General features: G+C 66.8%; 12 protein-coding genes and 1 pseudogene. 7 read left to right on the top strand and 6 right to left on the bottom strand.

Features of this window, described 5'->3' with window-relative positions:
* The 4 genes and pseudogenes from AC1DKD_RS24665 to AC1DKD_RS24650 form a co-directional block, all read left to right on the top strand.
* Positions 1-212, top strand: a 212-nt coding sequence (locus AC1DKD_RS24665) for a hypothetical protein (RefSeq protein ID WP_477143816.1), incomplete at its 5' end; no start/stop codon positions are given.
* A gap of 266 nt (positions 213-478) precedes the next feature.
* Positions 479-1300: pseudogene (gene map, locus AC1DKD_RS24660) on the top strand (type I methionyl aminopeptidase); the annotation flags it as partial.
* A 49-nt stretch (positions 1301-1349) separates the two neighbouring features.
* A complete protein-coding gene (locus tag AC1DKD_RS24655) occupies positions 1350-3953 on the top strand; it encodes a [protein-PII] uridylyltransferase (protein WP_477143815.1) in 2604 nt (867 codons plus the stop codon).
* A 23-nt stretch (positions 3954-3976) separates the two neighbouring features.
* The gene (locus AC1DKD_RS24650) at positions 3977-5641 is read left to right on the top strand and encodes a pseudouridine synthase (protein ID WP_477143814.1); all 1665 of its coding nucleotides are present in this window, start codon (positions 3977-3979) and stop codon (positions 5639-5641) included.
* An 88-nt stretch (positions 5642-5729) separates the two neighbouring features.
* Here the strand turns inward: AC1DKD_RS24650 and AC1DKD_RS24645 are convergent, their stop codons facing one another.
* From AC1DKD_RS24645 to smc, 5 genes are all read right to left on the bottom strand, one after another.
* Positions 5730-6875, bottom strand: a complete 1146-nt coding sequence (locus tag AC1DKD_RS24645) for a hypothetical protein (RefSeq protein WP_441633439.1) — start codon at positions 6873-6875, stop codon at positions 5730-5732.
* A gap of 121 nt (positions 6876-6996) precedes the next feature.
* Positions 6997-7530 (bottom strand): peptide deformylase, encoded by a 534-nt coding sequence (gene def / locus AC1DKD_RS24640; RefSeq protein WP_035864901.1) that lies wholly within the window; start codon positions 7528-7530, stop codon positions 6997-6999.
* Positions 7527-9644 carry an NAD-dependent DNA ligase LigA gene (gene ligA / locus AC1DKD_RS24635; protein WP_477143813.1) on the bottom strand — a complete coding sequence of 706 codons (2118 nt, stop codon included), beginning with the start codon at positions 9642-9644 and terminating at the stop codon, positions 7527-7529. The genes def and ligA overlap by 4 nt, the downstream gene beginning before the upstream one ends.
* Positions 9645-9678: 34 nt before the next feature.
* Complete coding sequence (locus AC1DKD_RS24630; protein ID WP_441633435.1) at positions 9679-11058, bottom strand: cell division protein ZipA C-terminal FtsZ-binding domain-containing protein; 1380 nt, start codon at positions 11056-11058, stop codon at positions 9679-9681.
* Entirely contained in the window at positions 11055-14570 is a 3516-nt protein-coding gene (gene smc / locus AC1DKD_RS24625) for a chromosome segregation protein SMC (RefSeq protein ID WP_477143812.1), read from the bottom strand. The genes AC1DKD_RS24630 and smc overlap by 4 nt, the downstream gene beginning before the upstream one ends.
* A 445-nt stretch (positions 14571-15015) precedes the next feature.
* On the opposite strand from smc, the gene AC1DKD_RS24620 reads away from it, so the two are divergent.
* The gene (locus AC1DKD_RS24620) at positions 15016-15891 is read left to right on the top strand and encodes a ferritin family protein (RefSeq protein WP_441633431.1); all 876 of its coding nucleotides are present in this window, start codon (positions 15016-15018) and stop codon (positions 15889-15891) included.
* A gap of 24 nt (positions 15892-15915) precedes the next feature.
* Here the strand turns inward: AC1DKD_RS24620 and AC1DKD_RS24615 are convergent, their stop codons facing one another.
* Complete coding sequence (locus AC1DKD_RS24615; protein WP_441633429.1) at positions 15916-16905, bottom strand: DMT family transporter; 990 nt, start codon at positions 16903-16905, stop codon at positions 15916-15918.
* Between the two features lie 253 nt (positions 16906-17158).
* On the opposite strand from AC1DKD_RS24615, the gene dapC reads away from it, so the two are divergent.
* Both dapC and AC1DKD_RS24605 read left to right on the top strand, forming a co-directional pair.
* Entirely contained in the window at positions 17159-18376 is a 1218-nt protein-coding gene (gene dapC, locus AC1DKD_RS24610) for a succinyldiaminopimelate transaminase (RefSeq protein WP_441633445.1), read from the top strand.
* Positions 18377-18441: 65 nt separating this feature from the next.
* The coding region (locus tag AC1DKD_RS24605) for a 2,3,4,5-tetrahydropyridine-2,6-dicarboxylate N-succinyltransferase (RefSeq protein ID WP_477143811.1) at positions 18442-19063 on the top strand (622 nt) is incomplete at its 3' end.

Raw genomic sequence — 19063 nt, 5'->3', positions numbered from 1 at the left:
TGGTAACGGACATGAAAATCTCCAAAAGGGTTAGGTCTGAAGGCCGCCCCGACATTCCTGAAAAGGAACACCCCGGATGGACGGACTCGCAATTTCAAACTTCAAACAATTCACAAGCGCCGGGCGCCTGCAAACAAAGCGAACACGCAACAACAAGTAACGTGCCCGGCCTAGCAACCACCAGCCACGCCACCGCATGCATCGCCGGGTGACGAAAAGCCGAAAGAAAGCCAGCCCAAGATTGTAGCAACAAAACAGGACTTCGCTCAAGAGGCTAACTATGATGGGGAAGGTGGGCAGCCGTCGGAAAGCCCCGGGGCGCCTCGCGCGCCTCCCCGCGCTTGCGCCGCCCGCCCGGACCGCGCCCGCATCCGGCGCAGCCCGTTTTCGGCTGCGGTCGATGCCCGATGGTGCGATAATCCCACTTTCAGATTCGAATTAAGGCGCAGCCAGTGGCTTCGCCGCCACTTTTGCGAGTAGCATGAGCATCCATATCAAGAACGCCGACGACATCGCCCAAATGCGGGTAGCCTGCCGGCTGGCCTCCGAGGTCCTCGACTACATCACGCCCTTCGTCAAGCCGGGCGTCACCACCRGCGAACTCGACCGGCTGTGCCACGCCTATATGCGCGATGTGCAGGGCACGGTGCCGGCGCCGCTGAATTATGCGCCCCCGGGCTACCCCCCCTTCCCTGGCGCCATCTGCACCTCGGTCAACGACGTGATCTGCCACGGCATCCCGGGCGAGCGCGTGCTGAAGTCCGGCGACGCGGTCAATCTCGATATCACCGTGATCACCAAGGAAGGCTACTACGGCGACACCAGCCGCATGTTCATCGCCGGCGAGGGCTCGATCCTGGCCAAGCGCCTGGCCCAGATCACGTTCGAGTGCATGTGGAAAGGCATCGCCCAGGTGCGCCCCGGTGCCCGCCTCGGCGACATCGGCCATGTGATCCAGGTCCATGCGGAAGCCGCCGGCTATACCGTGGTGCGCGAATACTGCGGCCACGGCATCGGCAAGAACTTCCACGAAGACCCGCAGATCCTGCATTACGGCCGCCCGGGCACCGGCATGGAGATCCAGGCCGGCATGATCTTCACGATCGAGCCGATGGTCAACGCCGGCAAGCGCGACATCCGCACCATGCCAGACCACTGGACCGTCAAGACCCGCGACCGCAGCCTGTCGGCGCAATGGGAGCACACCATCCTGGTGACCGAGACCGGCTATGACGTGCTGACGGTCTCCGAGGGTACGCAGGCGCCACCCGCCTTCATTACGGATTCTGTCGCAGCCTGACGCTACGGGCGCCAAAGTTGGCGCCCTTCTTATTTCAGCCGTCCCTTCGATGCACTCAGCCCCAGCCATGGACGCCACGCCGGAACTCATCCTCGCCACCCGTGTTCGCGATCAGCTCAAAGCCGACAAGCAAGCCGTGTTCGAGGATTTCAACGCGCACGGCCACGTCGGCCAGCTGCTGACGCGCCTGCGGCGCGCGGTGGACAACGCGCTGACCGAAGCCTGGCGCGGACTGGGCCTGCCGGCGCATAGCGCGCTGGTGGCCGTGGGGGGCTACGGGCGCGGCGAACTGTTCCCGTATTCCGACGTGGACGTGCTGCTGCTGCTGCCGTCGGAACCCGACCAGGACACCACCGAACGGCTGGAGAAGTTCATCGGCCTGTGCTGGGATCTCGGGCTCGAAATCGGCTCCGCCGTGCGTACCGTGGACGACTGYATCCGCGAATCGCGCCAGGACGTGACCATCCAGACGTCCCTGCTCGAAGCGCGCCTGCTGACGGGCAACCGCGCGCTCTTCACCGAGCTGCAGACGCGCTACCAGGCCGACCTGGACCCGCGCGCCTTCTTCCAGGCCAAGCTGCTGGAAATGCGCCAGCGCCATGCCAAATATCAGGACACGCCCTACTCGCTCGAACCCAACAGCAAGGAAAGCCCCGGCGGCCTGCGCGACCTGCAGGTCATCCTGTGGATGACCAAGGCGGCGGGCCTGGGGGATAGCTGGAAAGAACTGTTCGAGCGCGACCTGCTGAGCGAACGCGAAGCGCAGGAACTGGCGCGCAACGAGCGACTGCTCAAGACCATCCGCGCGCGCCTGCACCTGGTCGCCGGACGCCGCCAGGACGTATTGGTGTTCGACCTGCAGACCGCGCTGGCCGAGGCCTTCGGCTACCGCCAGAACAACAACAAGCGCGCCAGCGAGCAGCTGATGCGCCGTTACTACTGGGCGGCCAAGGCGGTCACGCAGCTCAATATCGTGCTGCTGCTCAATATCGAGGCCATGCTGTTCCCCAGCGAATCCAAGGTGAYGCGCGTCATCAACGAGCGCTTCGTGGAACGCCAGGGCATGCTGGAGATCACCAGCGACGATCTCTACGAGCGCGAACCCCACGCCATCCTGGAAACCTTCCTGGTGTACGAGCGCACACCCGGCGTCAAGGGCCTGTCGCCCCGCACGCTGCGCGGCCTGTACAACGCCCGCACGGTGATGGATGCCGGCTGGCGCAACGATCCGGAAAACCGCCGCCTGTTCCTTGCCATCGTGCAGGAGCCGCAGGGCATCACCCACGCGCTGCGGCTGATGAACCAGACCAGCGTGCTGGGCCGCTACCTGATCAACTTCCGCCGCATCGTCGGGCAGATGCAGCACGACCTGTTCCACGTCTATACGGTGGACCAGCACATCCTGATGGTGGTGCGCAACATGCGCCGCTTCGCCATTGTCGAGCACACCCACGAGTTCCCCTTCTGCAGCCAGTTGATGGCAACCTTCGACCGTCCCTGGGTGCTGTGGGTGGCTGCGCTGTTCCACGATATCGCCAAAGGCCGCGGCGGCGACCACTCCAAGCTCGGCACCGCCGATGCGCGGCGCTTTTGCAAGCAGCACGGCATCGGCCGCGAGGATACCGACCTGATCGCCTGGCTGGTCGAGCATCACCTGACCATGAGCCATGTGGCGCAGAAGCAGGACCTGACCGATGCCGACGTGATCCATGCGTTCGCGCGGGTGGTCGGCACCGAGCGCAACCTGACCGCGCTCTACCTGCTGACCGTGGCCGATATCCGCGGCACCAGCCCCAAGGTGTGGAACGCGTGGAAAGGCAAACTGCTGGAAGACCTCTACCGCATCACGCTGCGCGTGCTGGGCGGCGCCCGCGTCGATCCGCATTCGCTGTGGGCGCAGCGCAGGGACGACACGATCGCCCAGCTACGGCTCAAGGCGTTTGACCCGGAACTGGGCAAGCCGCTGTGGGCCCAGCTCGACGTCGCCTTTTTCCTGCGCCACGATGCGCGCGACATCGCCTGGCTCACGCGCCACCTGTACAACAAGGTGGACAGCCCAACGCCGGTGGTCAAGGCGCGCCTGTCGCCCGCCGGCGAAGGCCTGCAGGTAGCGGTCTACGTCAAGGACCAGCCCGACGTATTCGCCCGCATCTGCGGCTATTTCGAACGCAAGAGCTTCTCCATCCAGGAAGCCAAGATCCACACCACCCGGCACGGCTACGCGCTCGATACCTTCCAGGTAACCGATCCGGGCATCAGCAGCGATGCGAGCGGCAATTACCGCGACATCATTGCGCTGGTAGAGCACGAACTGGCCGAGCGCCTGCAGCAGCAGGCTGCCCTGCCGGAACCCACCCAGGGACGGCTGTCGCGCCAGTCGCGCAGCTTCCCGATCAAGCCGCGTGTCGACCTGCGTGCCGACGAGCGCGGCCAGTATTACCTGCTGTCGCTCTCGGCCAACGACCGCACCGGTCTTTTGTACGCCATCTCGCGCGTATTGGCCAAACATCGCATCTCGGTGCATACCGCCCGCATCAACACGCTCGGTGAGCGGGTGGAAGACGTTTTCCTGGTCGACGGCAGCCGCCTCGCCTCGGATAACAAACTGCAGTTACAGCTCGAACAGGACCTGCTGGCGGCGCTGGCCATCTAGGCCGGACGCCCCACATAGAAGATATGACCGATAGCAATTCGCCCAAGCGCAAGACGCTGGGCATCAAGGCCGCCTCCGAAGGCAACGCCCGCAAACCCGGCGCCACCCGGCCGGTGCGCGTGTCAGACCTGAACCGCGGTCGCGTACGCGCCGTGGTCGACGGCATCAAGCAGGCACAGGAGCGCGCCGGCGGCGGCGAGCGCTCGCGCAAGAAGGCGGAAGACGGTGCCCAGCGCCCGCCACGTGGCCCGCGCACCGGTGAAGGCCAGGACCGTCCCCGCCGCTTTGCCGGCGAAGGCGACGACCGTCCGCGCCGTTTCGGTTCAGGCGAAGGGCAGGATCGTCCGCGGCGCTTTGCTGGCGAAGGCCAGGACCGCCCGCGCCGTTTCCCCCCCGGTGAAGGCCAGGATCGTCCCCGCCGCTTTGCTGGCGAAGGCMAKGATCGCCCGCGCMRTTTCGRYYCMGGTGARGGYCAGGACCGCCCGCGCCGTTTCACCCCCGGTGAAGGCCAGGATCGCCCCCGCCGTTTCGGCCCYGGCGAAGGTCAGGATCGTCCCCGCCGCTTTGCTGGCGAAGGYAATGATCGCCCGCGCMRTTTCGRYYCCGGTGAAGGCCAGGATCGTCCGCGCCGTTTCGCCCCCGGCGAAGGCCAGGATCGCCCCCGCCGCTTCACCCCTGGAGAAGGTCAGGATCGTCCGCGCCGCTTCACCCCCGGCGAAGGTCAGGATCGTCTGCGCCGTTTCGCCCCCGGTGAAAGCCAGGATCGCCCGCGCCGCTTTGCCGGCGAAGGCAATGATCGCCCGCGCAACTTCGCCCCCGGCGAAGGACAAAGCCGTCCGCGCCGCGCGCACGATGCCGGCCAGGGCACGGGCGCGGAGCGCGCCGCGCCCGCGCGGCATGCGCCCCAGCCCAGCTCCGATGGCCTGGTACGCCTGTCCAAGCGGATGTCGGAACTCGGCCTGTGCTCGCGCCGCGAAGCCGACGAATGGATTCCGCGCGGCTGGGTGCTGGTCGACGGCCAGCCCGTCACTGAACTCGGCTCGCGCATCAGCCCGGACGCCAACATCGAGATCCACCAGGCTGCCCGCTCCGAGCAGGGCGAACGCGTGACCGTGTTGCTGCACAAGCCCGTCGGCTACGTGTCGGGCCAGGCCGAGGACGGCTATGAGCCGGCCGCGGTGCTGTTCGCGCCGGAGAACCAGTGGGAACTCGACCCCACCCGCAAGCGCTTCGCCCCGTGGCAGCGCAAGAGCCTGGCCCCCGCCGGCCGGCTCGACATCGACTCCACCGGCCTGCTGGTGCTGACCCAGGACGGCCGCGTTGCGCGCCACCTGATCGGTGAAGACTCGACGGTGGAGAAGGAATACCTGGTGCGGGTGAGCTGGGATTCGCCCGAAGGCCTGGTCGAGCGCGATATCTCGAAAGTCTTCCCCGCGGAGCTGATCGAGAAGCTGCGCCACGGCCTGTCCCTGGACGGCGAGGCGCTCAAGCCGGCCAAGGTCAGCTGGCAGAACGAGGAGCAATTGCGCTTCGTGCTGCGCGAGGGCAAGAAGCGGCAGATCCGCCGCATGTGCGAACAGGTCGGCCTGCGGGTCGTGGGCCTGAAGCGCGTGCGCATGGGCCGCATCGTGCTGGGCGACCTGCCGGTCGGCCAGTGGCGCTTCCTCGGCGCGTTCGAGAAGTTCTGAGCGCCTTGCCCTGAACGCTGGCGGCCAGGTGGCCGCCAGCGTTCACACTGATCGGCGCGTGCCAGCGCCCTGCCCCACTCCCGTCACCTCATAGCTGCGGCGCCCGGCAAGCCGCGCCATCGGCATTGGCCGTCTCCGCCAGCCCGAATACCGCTTTCGCCCCGCATTGCGAGCCAAGCATGCGCCCCTGGTTATGGCCGACGCCGACCACCTCGAAGGCCTGGTGGCGGACCGGCGGGCGCTGGCTGCCCAACGGGGCGGCAAGATAGCGCTCGTAGCGCAGGTAGCCGCGCGCCCGCTCCAGCCTGGTCGGGCCTTCGGCTTCGGCGCCGCAGGCCTTGTCGAGCACGCGGTGGTTGGGGTCGTTGTCTTCCGTCCCCACCAGATAGGTCACCTGGCGCTGCAGATAGCGGCGGAACAGCGCGTCGCCCGTCGCGCCGCGCGCATACGGCACCATGTCGCGCATGCCGTACCGGTATTTGTCGTAGTCCGCGCAAATGGCCGTGTCATAGCGTGCGAAGCCCTTGCCGCTCGGGCGCTCCGGCGTGAAATAGAGATACGACGAAGGATTCGCCACCACGTAGCGCAGGTCGATACCGCCCGCGCGAATGCGCTCGTCGACATTGTTCAGTACCGCATAGCGGTGCACCAGTTGCGCGCCGCCCGAATGGCCGGCAATCGTTACGCGGGTCACGGCCGGGAAGCGGCGCTTGTCGGTCACCATGCCGACGAGATCGTCCAGCACCTGCAGCGAGCTGGTCGAGTACGGTGGGTTGAGGGCATCCTCGCCGCCCATCCAGCCCTGCACGCTCCACACCGGCATATGGTCGAAGACCTTGCCCTTGGCCACGTCCGGCGTGCCGGGGAAATTGGGCGCCAGCAGCAGCACCTCGTCGGGATTGCGGCCGGTTTGCCTGAGCAAGTCCGCGCCGGCGGCGAAGTAGTCGTCGCCGTTACGCTGCAGCCCGTGCTGAACAAAGATCACCTCGCGGATGCCGCTCAGATCACCGTCCAGCGGATGGTTGGCATAGACCGGGAAATCGTAGGTCTGCGCGCCCGTGCCAAGCTTTACGCGCTGCCAGTGGGAGGCCGCCGCCTGTGGCGCCGCGGCGGTTGCCGGCCTGGCCTGCGCGGCACCGTTGTCCACGCCGGTCGCCGCGCAGCCGAACTGCGCGGCGACCGCGAGCGCAAGCAGCGCGATCGGCGCGTAACGCCCACGGCGCAATGTCCTCATGTCCCGTCTCCTGATACCGAAGCGGCACAACGCCTGGCCGCCGCTCCATTCTCGTTGGTGAAGTCGCACCGCGCCAGGAAGCGCGGCGACGGGAAGGCCCCCGCCGCGCCGGGCGAAGCGATCAGTCGTCGCTATTGGGAGGCAACTCGGGGAACAGTACCTCGGTAAAGCCGAATCGCGTGAAATCCCGCACTCGCATGGGATAAAGGATACCCTGCAGGTGATCGCATTCATGCTGCACCACCCGCGCATGGAAGTCCTCCGCCACCCGCTCGATGCGCGCCCCCATCATGTCGAATCCGGTGTACTTCAGCCGGGTATAGCGAGGCACCACGCCACGCAAGCCCGGTACCGACAGGCAGCCTTCCCAGGCCTCGTCCTGCTCCTCGCCAATCGGCGTCAGCTCGGGATTGATCAGCACGGTCTTGGGCACGGTCGGCGCATCCGGATAGCGCGGATTGCGATCGAAACCGAAGATCACCACCTGGAGGTCCACGCCGATCTGCGGCGCGGCGAGGCCAGCGCCGTTGGCGTGATCCATGGTGTCGAACATATCGTCGATCAGCAGCCGCAACTCCGGCGTATTGAAGCGCGTGACCGGGCGCGCTACCTGCAGCAGGCGTGGGTCGCCCATCTTTAGAATGTCACGGATCATCCTTGATCTCCGGTTTGAATCTCGGCCAGCAAGGCCAGCATGGCGRCCTCGTCAAGCACGGGCACGCCGAGCGCCTCGGCCTTTTCCAGTTTGCTGCCAGCTTCCGCGCCGGCCACCACGTAGTCGGTCTTCTTCGACACCGAACCGGCCACCTTGGCGCCGGCGGCTTCCAGCATTTCCTTGGCGGCCTCGCGCGACAGCGTGGGCAGCGTGCCGGTGAGCACGAAGGTCTTGCCGGCCAGCGGCGCGGGCGCGGCGCGCGCCGCCGGTTCGCTTTCCTGCCAGTGCACGCCGGCCGCGCGCAATTGCTCGATGACTTCCACATTGTGCGGCTCGGCAAGGAAGTTGGCGATCGACTGCGCCACCACCGGGCCTACGTCGTTGACCTCCAGCAAGGCGGCCTCATCGGCGGCCAGCAGGCCATCCAGCTTGCCGAAGTGCTTGGCCAGGTCCTTGGCCGTCGCCTCGCCCACATGGCGGATGCCCAGCGCGAAGATGAAGCGGTTAAGCGTGGTCTCACGCGACACTTCGATGGCCGCCACCAGGTTGGTGGCCGACTTGTCGGCCATCCGGTCCAGCGCTGCCAGCTTGGCGACGCCGAGCTTGTACAGGTCGGCGGGCGTATGCACGATGCCCAGGTCGACCAGTTGCTCGACTACCTTATCGCCCAGGCCCTCGATATCCATGGCGCGGCGTTGCGCGAAATGCAGCAGCGCCTGCTTGCGCTGCGCCGCGCAGATCAGCCCGCCGGTGCAGCGCGCGATCACCTCGCCTTCCAGCTTTTCGATATGCGATCCGCACACGGGGCACGTTGTCGGCATGACAAAGGCGCGGGCATCGGCGGGCCGGCGCTCCGGCACCACCGCCACCACTTCCGGAATCACATCGCCGGCGCGCCGCACGATCACGGTATCGCCGATATGGACGTCCTTGCGGCGGATCTCGTCCTCGTTGTGCAGCGTGGCATTGGTCACGGTCACGCCGCCCACGAACACCGGCGCCAGCCGTGCCACCGGCGTGATGGCGCCGGTGCGGCCAACCTGCACTTCAATGTCCTCGACCACCGTGGTCATTTCCTGGGCGGGAAACTTGTGCGCCAGGGCAAAGCGCGGCGCGCGCGACACGAAACCGAGCTGCTCCTGCTCCGCCAGCGCATTAACCTTGTACACCACGCCATCGATGTCGTACGGCAAGCTGCCACGGCGCTCGCCCACGCCACGGTAGAAGTCCAGCAGCCCCTCGGCGCCGCGCACTACCGCGCGTTCCGCGCAGACCGGCATCCCAAGCCCGGCAAACCAGTCGAGCATGGCGCTGTGCGTATCGGGACGCGGCGCGCCCTGCAGTTCGCCCAGCCCGTAGGCGAAGAACGACAGGGGCCGCCTGGCGGTGATGCGCGGGTCCAGCTGGCGCAGGCTGCCGGCAGCGGCATTGCGCGGATTGACGAAGGTCTTTTCGCCCGCCTCGGCCTGCCGCGCGTTGAGCTTGTCGAACTCGCGGCGGTACATGAAGACCTCGCCGCGCACTTCCAGCACCGCCGGCGCCGCCCCGCGCAAACGCAGCGGAATGGCCTTGATGGTGCGGACATTGACGGTTACGTCTTCGCCGGTTTCGCCGTCGCCGCGCGTGGCGGCCTGCACCAGCCGGCCGTCTTCATAGCGCAAGGACATGGCCAGGCCATCGAACTTCAGCTCGCTGGCATATTCCACGGCATCGGCGGTGCCGAACAGGTCGGCCGTGCCCTCCGCCGGCGCGGTCCGCGCCAGCCCCTGCGCGCAACGGCGATCGAATGCCACCACATCTTCGTCTTCGAAGGCGTTGTTGAGCGACAGCATCGGAATGGCGTGGCGCACCGTGTCGAATGCCGACAGCGGCTGTCCGCCCACGCGCTGGGTGGGCGACTCCGGCGTCAGCAAGTCGGGATGGGCCGCCTCGATGTCCTGCAGCTCGCGGAACAGCGCGTCGTATTCCGCATCGGGAACCGACGGCGCGTCGAGCACGTAATACTGATAGTTATGCCGCTCCAGCTCGGCGCGCAGCCAGTCAGCGCGCGCGGCGGGAGAATCGCCGGCAGGTGCGGGGGCTTGCGCCGCCGCACCTTCTCGTTGGGAACTCATGCTGAATGACCGGATCCGATGTCGTACTGCTGTTTCAGAGACTGAACAAACGTAGGGTCACGGGCGAGCCTGCGGGCATGCCGCGCGCCTCGAGCTTGTCGTAGAGCGTTTGCAGCTGGCCGAAGATGGCGACGAAGGACGACTCGCTCAGCGGCCGCATATTGTCGTCGACCAGTTGCGCACCCATGCGCTGCGCCAGGCTGTAGCCATACTCGCACACCGTCTTGAACGGCTTGGTCGCCTGCGCCGCCGACGGCACGTCGAGCAGCAGCGTGATCTGACGGCCAGCCTTGGCCGTCAGATCGTCGCGCAGGAAGTTGGTGTCGCCGAACTGCAGCGTGAACAAGGCACGCTGAACGCCATCGGCGCCGGCCTGGTAGCGGGTAAAGCGGGTGCCGTCGCGCGACAGCACCAGGCCGTCCTGGGTCGCCACAGTCTGCACGTAGGCGGCCGACCACGGCGCGCCGTCGGAGATCACATTGACGCCAAGCTGCACGTCGCAGCTTGCGGCAAACCCATCCAGCTCGCGACCGTTGGCGACCGTCTCGCTCATGTCGGGCAGCTCGGCAGACGCATCGAGCGACTCCGCCAGCGCTTCCACCGCGTTGACGAACTCGGAAAACTCGAGCGCATTGAGCGCCCCACCCCGATTGGCGAGTTGTACCGCTACCTGCAGGTCTTCGTACTGGTGACCGGCGGTGACCGCTTCCCACGCATTGGCCTCGGCGCGCAGGCCCTCGATATGCACCTGTTTGGTCCCCGCGCGGCGCAGGCGGCCGGTGAGCGGCAGGATGCGGTCACCGGAGCTCTTGCGCTCCAGGTGCAGCGGCACGATGCAGTCGATCAGCGGATCAATCACCGCGGGCGTGGGCTGGCCGTCGGGGACGGCGGGCTCGACATAGGCTTCCTTGCGCGGCGCGGCTTCCTGCTGCGCGGTCGCGTGGCCTTCGCCTTCCTCGTGCGCTGCGTGTTCGGCATGCCCCCCGTGTTCGGCGTGCGCCTGCGCCACCGGCTGGCCAGCCGCGGCTTGCACACCTTCGGCGTCCGCTGGCTTGCGCGAGGCGGCATGGCCGGATGCCGGCGCGGCGGCGATGGCGACTTCGTCGGCCACCGCTTCATCGGCATCCGCCGAACTGGCGGCCATGCCGGCCGCCACGGCGGCAGCGTCCAGCGGCGAGCCCGACAGCGTGGGCTCGCGCCGCTCGACGACATGCGCGGCCGGCGGCTCGTGCAGCTTGGCACTGACTTCCGGCGTCACCACCGGGCTGACCACCGGCTCGCGCATCGGCGGCAGGTCGTCCTCGGGCTGCAGCGCGCGCGGGCGGCGCGCCTTGCGGATCTGCCATTGGTTATAAGCCACCACCAGCAGCAGCAGGACAATGCCTGCCACGATAAGGGCAGTCTGGAGCGTCATGCTGCCTCCGCCATCGACATCGCTGCGTCCATATCCACGGCGACGATACGCGAGACGCCTTGCTCCTGCATCGTCACGCCAATCAACTGGTGTGCCATTTCCATTGCGATTTTATTGTGGGAAATGAAAACAAACTGGGTCTTGTCCGACATGCGCGCCACCATATTGGCGTAGCGCTCGGTATTGGCATCGTCCAGCGGCGCGTCCACCTCGTCGAGCAGGCAGAACGGTGCGGGGTTGAGCTGGAACATGGCGAACACCAGCGCAATCGCGGTCAGGGCCTTCTCGCCGCCGGACAGCAGGTGAATCGTCGAGTTCTTCTTGCCTGGCGGCTGCGCCATCACCTGCACGCCCGCGTCGAGGATTTCGTCGCCGGTCATGATGAGCTTGGCCTGGCCGCCGCCGAACAGCGACGGGAACAGCTCGCCGAAGTGGTGGTTGACCTGGTCGAAGGTCCCCTGCAGCATCGCGCGGGTTTCCTGGTCGATCTTGTGGATCGCGTCTTCCAGCGTGGTGATGGCGTCGATCAGGTCGGCCGATTGCGCATCGAGGAAGGTCTTGCGCTCGCGCGCGGCCGCCAGCTCGTCCAGCGCCGCCATGTTCACCGGCCCAAGCGCGTTGATGGCGTTGTTCAGGCGGGTGACTTCGCCTTGCAGGTAGGAAGGCTTGAGGTCCGGGGTCAGCTTCTCGGCCAGCGCGTCCTCGTCCACCTCGGCGGTGGTCAGTTGTTCGCTGAACTGCTCCTGGTTCAGGCGCGCGGCCTGTTCCTTCAACTGGTATTCGGTGATGCGGTCGCGCAGCGGCTGCAGGCTGCGTTCGGCGGCCAGGCGCTGGTCGTCGTACTGGCGCAGCTGCGCTGACAGCGCATCGAGTTCCGTGCGGGCGAGCTGGAGCTTTTCTTCCTTCTCGGCACGGCGCTCCAGCGCATCCTGCAGGCCGGTGTGGGCGGTCTGCTCGTTGATGGTTTCCAGTTCGGCGCGCGCGTCTTCCAGCGACTGGGCAAGGCGCTCCGACTGGTCGCCGGCTGTCTGGATATTGCGGCGCAGCTCTTCGATGCGGTTGGCGAGATTGCGCTCGGCGAACAGGGCTTCCTGCGCCGCGCGCTCGAAATCGCGCAACTGGTGCCGTGCCGAAGACAGCTTGCTGTCCAGCGCCTCGAAGGCCATCTGGTGGTCTTCGTGCGTGGCCTGCATTTCGGCCAGCGCGGCGTCGTGATGCTCGAAGCTGGCTTCGGATTCGGCGCGGATGGCGCGCTGCTCTTCGATCTGCGCGCCGATTTCCGCCAGCTCCTCGYGGATCTGGCCGCTGCGCGCGGCATAGCGCTCCATGGCCTGCGACAGCTTGAGCACGTCCATCTGCAGCGCGTGCACGCGGCGGGTGGCCTGCTCGCTGCCCCCGCGTGCCTCCGTCAGAGCGGCGCTGGCCTGGGTGTAGGCCGCTTCGGCGCGTACCGCCTGGCTCTTGGCCTCATCCGACAGCAGCATCTGGGCGCGCGCCTGCTTCTGCAGGTTCTCGATTTCCTGCTCGCGAGCCAGCATGCCGGCCTGCTCGGAATCGGCAGCGTAGAGGTGGACCGAGCTGCGGCCCACCAGGTGGCCCTCGGCCACGACAAAAGATGCGCCTTCCGGCAGCGTGGCGCGCTGGGCGAGCGCCGAAGCCATGTCGGTGGCGGTATAGACATCGGCCAGCCAGTCTTGCATCACGGCCCGGATGCCGGGCTCGGTGATCTGCACCAGCGCCATCAGCGGGCGCAGGCCGGCAGGGGTTTCCTGCGGGCGTGCGGCCGGCGGCGGCGAGTAGAAGGCCAGCTTGGCGGGCGGCGCGTCGGACAGGAAGGACGTGATCCAGTCCAGGTTGGAGACTTCGAGCGCGGCGAGTTTTTCGCGCAGCACGGATTCCAGCGCGCTTTCCCAGCCCGGCTCGATATGAACCTTCTTCCACAGGCGCGGCAGTTCGGCCAGGCCGTGCTTGGCCAGCCAGGGCTGCACCTTGCCTTCGGTCTGAACGTTTTCCTGGAGCTGCTTCAGCGCGGCCAGGCGGGCTTCCAGCGATGCGATCGCCGCGGCCTCGCTCTGCACACGTTCCTGCGCGCTGCGGCGCCCGGCGTCCAGGCGCGGCACGCTTTCGGCGGAATCGGCCAGGATGGCCTGCGCTTCTTCCAGCACGGCTTCCTGCTCGGCCAGTTCGGCGCGCTGCTCTTCCAGGCGGATTTCATCCGGGCGGTCGAGCCCCTTCTCCTCGCCGGACAGGCGTTCGCGGCGCTGTTCCAGCTGCTRCAGCATCTGGTCGGCGCTGCGCTGCTGCGCGGCTTCGAGCTTGAGCGCCTGCTCGGCCTGCATGATGCTGGCGCGCTGCTCGTTGGACAGCGTCTGGGCATCGCGCCACTGGGCTTCCAGCGTGGGCAGCTCGTCGGTCTTGTGCGCCACCGCCTCCTGTGCCTCGACGGTGCGGCCTTCCGCCACCGCCAGTTCTTCCTCGGCCTGCGCGAGCGCGTCGGTGGCCTGCTCGGCCTTGCCCTGCCACTGCTCGCGCTGCGCGGTCAACGCGGCGATCTGCGCCTGCACGCGATTGCGCGATTCCACCACATAGCGGATCTCGGCCTCGAGCTTGCTGACCTCGGCATTGGCTTCGTACAGCGCGCCCTGCGCGGTGTGCATGTTGTCCGACGCCGCATAATGCGCGGCGCGCATGGTTTCGAGTTCGGCCTCGACGTGACGCAACTGCGCGGTCTGGGCTTCGAGATCGATCTGCGCCTGTTCGATGGCGCGCGTGTGCCGTTCCTGCTCGGCCTGCGCCTCGCGCTTGCGCAGCAGCCACAGCAGGTGCTGCTTTTCCTCGCCGTCGGACTGCAGCGTCTTGAAGCGCTGGGCCACTTCGGCCTGGCCTTCGAGCTTGTCCAGGTTGGTGCCGAGTTCGCGCAGGATGTCTTCGACGCGGGTCAGGTTCTCGCGTGTGTCGGACAGGCGGTTTTCGGTCTCGCGGCGGCGTTCCTTGTATTTGGACACGCCGGCGGCTTCTTCCAGGAAAATCCGCATGTCGTCGGGCTTGGCCTCGATGATGCGCGAGATCATGCCCTGCCCGATGATGGCGTAGGCGCGCGGCCCCAGGCCGGTACCCAGGAAGATGTCCTGGATGTCGCGGCGGCGCACGGCCTGGTTATTGATGTAGTACGAGGACGTGCCGTCGCGGGTCAGCACCCGCTTGACGGCGATCTCGGCATATTGGCTCCATTGCCCGCCGGCACGCCCCTCGGGGTTGTCGAACACCAGTTCGACGCTGGCGCGCCCGGCCTGCTTGCGGGCCGTGGAGCCATTGAAGATCACGTCCTGCATGGACTCGCCGCGCAGCTCGGAGGCACGCGACTCACCCAGCACCCAGCGCACCGCATCGATGATGTTCGACTTGCCGCAGCCGTTGGGACCGACGATGCCGACCAGCTGGCCGGGCACTTGAAAATTGGTGGGATCGACAAAGGACTTGAAGCCCGCCAGTTTGATCGAGGACAGTCGCACGGTTGGTCGTGGGGTATTTAGCGTAATGCAGCGTTCAGGAAGCCGGGCTCAACGAGAAGCCAGGCGACGCGTGCCGCTTGCGCCCCATGCCTGGCTCTTGTGCCCGATAGTTGGCGCTAATCATACCATCGTGCCTTCCGCGTCCGCGCGCTTTCCGGGCTAAGCGGAAGCCATTTCCCAATGGTGTTTGAGCCATTTCCGATGCACCTTGTACAGTCCCAGCCCCACACTCCGGGGTGACGTTTCGCATGCCAGGGAGCGCTTGTATTGCCGGAAACGACACTGCCTTGTGCACCCTGCGGGAAACTTCCGAGGGTTAATGCTAGTCTCTTCACTGTCAGCGTGATCTTTGATGCCCATTGCGCCCCTCATTCCGAGGCCAGTACGCCATCTCTCGCCGGTACAACGCGAAGCCTGCCTCGCTACTCTTCTGGGAGTGTCCAGCATGACCGCCTACACACCGGCGACATCACACGAAAGCTCGCCCGGCCAGGCTGCCGGTCCCACGGCAAAAGCGCTGCCCTGGTCTCTCAGCCAGATCGATTTCGGGGCGATCGACATCGCCCGGGTGCGGCCCGATCGGGAGTTGTTCTACCTGCTGGTGTCCGCCTCGTTCGTTGAGAGCGGCTCGGACACTTACGCCGGCAATCTGGCCGGCTATTACGCCGCCCATCCGGAGGCTTCCGGCTGGCTGTCCGAACACTGGGAGGCCGAGGAGCTGCAGCACGGCCTGGCCCTGCGGCGTTACGTGGAACATGTCTGGCCGGAGTTCGACTGGGAACGCGGTTACGCGCGGTTCTTCGAGGAATACCGCCACACCTGCTCGGTGGACAATTTTGAGACGTCAGAAGCACTTGAAATGGCCGCCCGATGCGTAGTCGAAACCGGCACCGCGGCGCTCTACCGCGCGCTGGAGCAAGCCAGCGACGAACCGGTGCTGCGCAGCCTGACGCGCCGCATCGCCAACGACGAAGTGCGCCACTACAAGCACTTCTACCGCTACTTCAACAGCTTCAACGCCGCGGAACGGCTCGGCCGCCTGCGCGTGCTGGGCGCGCTGGTGCGCCGCCTGCTGGAGATCAAGAACGAAGACGCGGAGATCGCACTGCGCAATGTGCTGCGCATCGAGCGCGGCACCGAGCATATTCCACAGAAGGACGTGCGCAAGCTCAATTCCAGGGTCAGCGCGGTAATCCGGCGCAACCTGCCGATCGAAATGACAGTCAAGATGCTGCTGCGCCCGCTGCACCTGCCCGCGGGCGTCGAACGCGCGATACGCAGGCCGCTGGTGGCGGTTGTCTCGCGGGCGATGCTTTACTAAGCCCTTACCAGGCCAGGCCGCTGGCTATTGCGGCTGCAGCGCCGGATCCCCGGCTCCACCCGCGCCGGCGGCGGCGCTGGCCCTGGCGCGGTGCACCAGCCCGGACAAGGCGCCGGCCGCCACGATGCACAGGCCACCGGCGGCCTCCTTCCAGCTCAGCGTCTCGGTCGCCAGCCACCACGACGACACCGCCGCGATCACGATCTCGAACAGCATCAGCAGGGATACCCGATTGGCCGGAAGGCGCTGCAACCCGTACTGGACCACCGAATTGCTCAGGACCAGGGTGGCGGCCAGGCCCAGCATCAGCGCCAGGCCGCCCCAGCCGATTGCCGGCGCCAAGGCGACGCCGCCCGGCTCCAGCCAGAGCGCGCAGGGCAAGCCGACCGCGGTGCAACCCAGGTAGACCATGACGGTGCGCAGGCGCGCATCCATTTCCGGGTAGAGCTGGCCGGCCCGGCGCGACAGCACATTGTTCACGGCGAATCCCATGCCGCCGATCAGGCCCGACCATTCGGCGGCATGCGTCGGCAGCGGCAGGCCGACTTCCGGCGTCCACAGCATCAGGCCCGCGCCAAACAGCGCCAGCGCCACCAGCAGCAAGCCGGCCGCGGACAGCTTCTCGCCAAGGAAGGCGCGGGCGAACAAGGCCGTCCACACCGGCGTCAGGTAGAACAGCAGCAAGACCCGCATCACGTGGCCGTTGACGCTGCCCCACACGAACCCGGCGTTGGTCACGCCGGCCGCCAGCCCGATGGCGACAAACAGCCACGACCAGCGCAGGCCGCCCAAGTGGCGCGCGAACGCGGCCAGTGCGATCAGCGCGGCCAGCGCGCTGACCAGCGCCGCCGCCGTCATGCCGCCCAGCCCCCAGCCTGCCAGCAGCCGGTACGGAAACCAGGCGATACCCCAGACCGAGGCACCCAGCAGGATGGATAAAGTGGATTTGAAGGCATGCGGCTCGGAACCGGCCGGGGCGCAGGAAGATGCAGGCGAAGCAGGCAGATTGCTCATAAAAGCGAGATAGGGCCGCCGGGTGGGCGGCCTGTTTGTATTCGGTATCGGAAAATCGTCCAGGGACACACGGGCGCCCCGTCCACCGGTAACCGGCATCGGGCCGGACGGGTGACTACAGGCGAGCGGGGCTTGCATCATGCCGCGCTGATGGATCCGGCGCGCCGCCAGGCCCTTGCGGGCGCGCGGGAAAGCCCGGCAATCCTTTATAATGACCGGCTTTGAGCTTGGCCCTACCGGCCTGAACCTGACCGTGAATCCCCGCCTCGACCTGCTCCAGCCCTATCCGTTCGAAAAACTGCGCGTGATGCTGGCTGACGTCAAACCGAACGGCGCGTTGCCCGCTATCAGCTTCGGCATTGGCGAACCCAAGCATCCCACGCCCGAATTCATCAAGACGGCGCTGTCGGAGTCACTTGCGGGACTGGCGAATTATCCCACAACGGCAGGTTCGGACGCACTACGACAGTGCATAGCCGCGTGGCTGCAGCGCCGCTACGGCCTGCCGGCGGTCAATGCCGCCACCCAGGTCCTGCCGGTGACCGGCTCGCGCGAGGCGCTGTTCGCCTTCGCCCAGACCGTGGTCGACGCCAGCCGGCCTGGCGCGCTGGTGCTCTGCCCCAACCCGTTCTACCAGATCTACGAAGGCGCGGCGCTGCTGGCCGGCGCCACCCCGGTGTTCGCCAACAGCGACCCGGCGCGCAATTTCGCCCCGGCCTTCGATCGCATCTCCGACGACACCTGGGCCAGGGTGCAACTGGTCTATGTGTGCTCCCCTGGCAACCCGACCGGCGCCGTGCTGTCGCTGGAAGACTGGCGCGAGCTGTTCGCGCTGTCCGACCGTCACGGCTTCGTGATCGCCTCGGACGAGTGCTACTCGGAAATCTATTTCAAGGAAGGCGAGCCGCCATTGGGCGCGCTGGAAGCGGCGCACAAGCTGGGCCGCGCCGAAGGCACCCATCCCTTCGAGCGGCTGGTGATGTTCTCCAGCCTGTCCAAGCGCTCCAATGTGCCCGGCCTGCGCTCGGGCTTCGTGGCGGGCGACGCCGCCCTGCTGAAGAAATTCCTGCTATACCGTACCTATCACGGCGGCGCCATGAACCCGGCGGTGCAGGCAGCCAGCGTGGCAGCCTGGAACGACGAGGCCCATGTGCGCGACAACCGCGCCGCCTATGTGCGCAAGTTCGCCGAAGTCACGCCGATGCTGGCCGAAGTGCTGGACGTGGCCCTGCCCGATGCCGGCTTCTACCTGTGGGCGGATGTTTCGCGCACGGGACTGACGGATACCGAATTCGCCGCCCGCCTGCTGGCCGAACAGAACGTCACCGTGCTGCCGGGCAGCTTCCTGGCGCGCGAGGCCGACGGCATCAACCCGGGCGCCAACCGCGTGCGCATGGCGCTGGTGGCCACGCCCGGGGAATGCCTGGAAGGCGCGCGCCGCATCGTCGCCTTCTGCAAGTCGCTGGGCTGAGCCCCGCGTGCAAGCCACACACTGAGTTTTGTTGTAGACAACGATCAACCACTGAAAACACGCATATGACGCAAGCACTGCAAGCCCTGATCGACCAGGCATGGGAAGACCGCGCAAGCCTCTCGCCCAAGTCCGCCCCCAACGACATCCGCGAAGCTGTCGCCAACGTGATCGGCCAGCTCGACACCGGCGCCCTGCGCGTGGCCGAGAAGCAAGGCAAGGAATGGATCGTCAACCAGTGGATCAAGAAGGCCGTGCTGCTGTCGTTCCGCCTGGAAGACAACGCGCCGATGTCCGCCGGCGGATTCGCCCAGTTCTACGACAAGGTGCCGACCAAGTTCGCCAACTGGACCGCTGACGATTTCGCCAAGGGCGGCTTCCGCGTGGTGCCCCCGGCCGTGGCCCGCCGTGGCTCGTTCATCGCCAGGAACGCCGTGCTGATGCCGTCGTACGTCAACATCGGCGCCTACGTCGATGAAGGCACCATGGTCGACACCTGGGCCACCGTCGGTTCCTGCGCCCAGATCGGCAAGMACGTCCACCTGTCSGGCGGCGTCGGCATCGGCGGCGTGCTSGAGCCGCTGCAGGCCAACCCGRYCATCATCGARGACAACTGCTTCATCGGCGCGCGTTCGGAAGTGGTGGAAGGTGTGATCATCGAGGAAAACTCGGTGATCTCGATGGGCG

The sequence above is a fragment of the Cupriavidus sp. 05T313 genome (assembly GCF_056396665.1).
This window is presented reverse-complemented; position numbering and strand designations above follow the sequence as displayed.